Source organism: Bartonella sp. AC62GZZY (assembly GCF_042196525.1).
Lineage (GTDB): Bacteria > Pseudomonadota > Alphaproteobacteria > Rhizobiales > Rhizobiaceae > Bartonella.
In genome coordinates this window covers 1-3,402 of record NZ_JBHIQN010000041.1, presented here as the reverse complement: position 1 = coordinate 3,402, position 3,402 = coordinate 1, and the positions used below count along the sequence as shown (strand labels likewise).

General features: G+C 34.3%; 5 protein-coding genes and 1 pseudogene. All 6 read right to left on the bottom strand.

Features of this window, described 5'->3' with window-relative positions; translation table 11 throughout:
* A partial coding sequence (locus tag ACFIML_RS08935) for a type IV secretion system protein (protein ID WP_375687984.1) occupies window positions 1-827 on the bottom strand: 827 nt, incomplete at its 3' end.
* Window positions 828-923: 96 nt separating this feature from the next.
* Complete coding sequence (locus tag ACFIML_RS08930) at window positions 924-1,670, bottom strand: type IV secretion system protein (protein WP_375687982.1); 747 nt, start codon at window positions 1,668-1,670, stop codon at window positions 924-926.
* Window positions 1,667-1,810 (bottom strand): TrwH protein, encoded by a 144-nt coding sequence (locus tag ACFIML_RS08925; RefSeq protein WP_375687980.1) that lies wholly within the window; start codon window positions 1,808-1,810, stop codon window positions 1,667-1,669. Before ACFIML_RS08925 ends, ACFIML_RS08930 begins: the two co-directional genes overlap by 4 nt.
* 177 nt (window positions 1,811-1,987) lie before the next feature.
* A pseudogene (locus tag ACFIML_RS08920) lies at window positions 1,988-2,245 on the bottom strand (type IV secretion system protein); the annotation flags it as partial.
* A gap of 210 nt (window positions 2,246-2,455) precedes the next feature.
* Window positions 2,456-3,199 (bottom strand): type IV secretion system protein, encoded by a 744-nt coding sequence (locus tag ACFIML_RS08915; protein ID WP_375687978.1) that lies wholly within the window; start codon window positions 3,197-3,199, stop codon window positions 2,456-2,458.
* Window positions 3,196-3,339 (bottom strand): TrwH protein, encoded by a 144-nt coding sequence (locus ACFIML_RS08910; RefSeq protein ID WP_273791747.1) that lies wholly within the window; start codon window positions 3,337-3,339, stop codon window positions 3,196-3,198. Before ACFIML_RS08910 ends, ACFIML_RS08915 begins: the two co-directional genes overlap by 4 nt.
* Between the last annotated feature and the right edge of the window lie 63 nt (window positions 3,340-3,402).

The following is a 3,402-nucleotide window of genomic DNA, read 5'->3' as shown; positions in this document are numbered from 1 at the left end:
AGATGTCCAAATGTAATGCCTTTTGCGAGAGAATTGGCCATGCTTGATAGTTTGAGTAACAGCATGATGGATATAATGGACAAGATGAGAGCTCCTCCAAACATGAAGCTTACATTCTGGTTGTAATCGAGTTTCATATCACTCAAATAGTTTGCAAAGATATTCATCATCAGATTAAATACAGTTGCTAAGAGTAGAAAGAGGATTATATAATTGACGACTTGTACAATCCATTGCTCAAAAAAGCGATAAGTTGGTTGCCAGAGTAGAGCAATAATGAAGATTGGCCCCCATCCTACGAGAAGTGCAAGTGCGATTTTTGTCAGAAGGACGAGACCCCCACCGATTGCGACGACGAGGCTTGTTGCTAGCAAGATGAGGATTCCTAAGAGACTGTAAAGCAGACCATTGGACTCGAAGAAGACGGTTTCTTGGAAAAGACGTCCTGCATATTGGAATCCTCCGCCTGCTGTTTTGTCAAGTAAATTCATTAATTGTTTATCATCGAGTGGGTTTGCGATGAGCGCTTTTGATAACTCATAGGGCATTTGTGTTATTAAATTTGTGATTTCTGGTTGATAAAGTCCTGTGGTAAGAGCTATTGAAGTAATAATACTTATCCGTAGGAAACGGTTTACGAATCCGGAGAGAGGCATATCGATAGCACCCCGAATGATAAGCCAACCATAGATGATGAAAGCGATCGTGATTCCAATTGAAACGAAAGGTGTAATTGTAACAATTGCTTTTGAGGAAATGTCTGTGACATATGTTTTTGTTATCTGATCAATTTTATTGAAAAGTTGCGTGAACACAGTAAAGTCCATGGAATTCCTCTTTAATGAATTTTCAATTTTTTATCACCTTGGAACATAGATATATGCTAAACGCCTCATTTTCATTTATACATTACCTAAGTGTTTTCACCGTATGCTAGGCATCTCTTTTTTTTCATGGTTAAAAAATTTCATATCAAGTTCGCGTCTTTTCCTTTTGATAAGTGAGTATTCAGCTTTGCGTAAATGTGCTACCATTTGCATCTTTATAGATTCATTTTGGATCATGACTAATATACCATCGATATGTGCTTGAAGATCAGCAATGTCTTTCAGATTTTCTTTTGTTTCAAGTTCATCGAATAACTGTTTGAGGTATTGAAAACGATTTTCTACATGTTCAAAAATGTTAAAAGTTACCGCTTTATCTAAAGCCGATACAAATTCTAAACGAGCAAAAATAGACGCGCCTACTTGATCAAAAGTTCCAGAAATTTTGTTTTCTTCCTCCAATGCCTTTTGATATGATTCCGTTGAAAGCTTATCACTCTTATAGAGCGATTTTGGATCTTGGAGAAAAAAACTAGAAAGGTCTATTTGCTTTGGGTTTGTTTTCTGACTCTTTGTTATAGCCTGATAGGCTTTTTCTATTTGTGAAAGTTGTTCTTTTTTTAACTCAAGCTGTTTTGTTAAAAGCTTAATAATCTCCCCTTTTTTTAATAGATCAATAAGCTCCCGATATTCTGCTGATGGACCAGGTTGTGAGTCTACAGCTGGCTTATTAGATAGTGAGGATTCGTAAGATACACCTATAGTTGCATTTGCATTTGCTGGAGCTAGATTCAGCATCCCCAAAAGGGTAATCATTCCTGTTATAATAAATCGCTTTTTCATATATTTGCTCGCTTGATTTCGACAGGGATTGTTTTATTAATAGGCACGCGGTTTCTATCATTGGGCTGTTTTAGCTTTGGTGCTAATGCACAAGCCGATAAAAGGTTTGCAATCAAAATTATAAGAATGATCGACTTCATTTTGATATGACTCTTTTTTACTGTTATACACATTCTGATATTTGTTGTCATTATTATAATTTTGACACTAAAGTAAAGTGTATAGTTTACGATAATTTATCTTTTCTTAATTTCATTTTTTAATTTATGAAAATAGCTCAATTTCAGTGCGAATATTTTTTACTTTAGGATTGGATATTCTGGTTGATAAAGTCCTGTGGTAAGAGCTATTGAAGTAATAATACTTATTCGTAGGAAACGATTTACAAATCCGGAGAGTGGCATATCGATAGCGCCCCGAATGATAAGCCAACCATAGATGATGAAAGCGATCGTGATTCCAATTGAAACGAAAGGTGTAATTGTAGCTATTGTTTTTGAGGAAATGTCCGTGACATATGTTTTTGTTATCTGATCAATTTTATTGAAAAGTTGCGTGAACACTGTAAAGTTCATGGAATTCCTCTTTAACAAATTTTCAACTTTTTATCACCTTGAAATATAGATATATGCCAAACGCGTTATTTGCATTTATACATTACCTAAGTGTTTTCAGCACGATATCTTGGCTTTGATAAAATCTTTGTGCCCCTCTGAATTGTTCGGATAGTACTAAACCTTCTACATTGGTTTTTTCATGAAAAAAAGCAAATGCTGTAAAAAGCTTTATTGGTTAGATCTTATTATAGGCATATTTTTGTAGTTAGAGGCTACAATTTTTCTGTACAATTTACGTTTTTGTATTTCGATAAGAGTCTCTTCGTCATCGCTTAAATTTCTGACCATTTGTAGCTTTGTATATTCATTTTGGATCATGGCTGACATGGTCTTGATGCGTGTTTGCAGTTCGAAAACTTCTTTGAGATCTTTTGTTTTATTTATCTTATCTAAGAAATCGTTCATTTGTTTAAAGCGGTTCTCTGCGTCTTGGAAAGTTTGAAAACTTACAGCTTTTTCGACAATTCCACTATATTTAAGACGCGTATTAATTGTTTCGCGTATCTTATCATACGGCAAATGCTGGAAGCTGTACCTTTTCTCTTCGAGAATAATCTCATTAAATCTTTTTTTTAATTCCTCAGTAGTTATGTTTTGGTAGTTTGTCTGTGTTTTTGGGTAGATAGAAGACAAATCTTGTATGAAAGAATTCTTGTTTTCTCCTATTGTTGGTTTTTGTATCCTATTTCCTGTTATAGACTGATGAATTTTTTTCGCGTTTTCGATCTGGTTTTCGTTTGTTTTAATTTGTTGTTCTAACAACTTAATAATTTCCAGATATTCTGCTTTTAAAAAAGAACTTTTAACAGTTGAACCTTGAGTCCCAGAACCCCAACTAAAGTTAGACGTTAGAGTTAAATTTATCATCCCCAAAAGGGTAATCATTCCTGTTATAATAAATCGCTTTTTCATCTGTCTCCTCGCTTGATTTCGGCAGGGATTGTTTTATTAATAGGCACACGGTTCCTATCATTGGGCTGTTTTAGCTTTGGTGCTAATGCACAAGCCGATAAAAGGTTTGCAATCAAAATTACAAGAATGATCGACTTCATTTTAACATGACTCTTTTTACTGTTATATACATTCTGATATTTGTTGTCATTATTATAATTTTG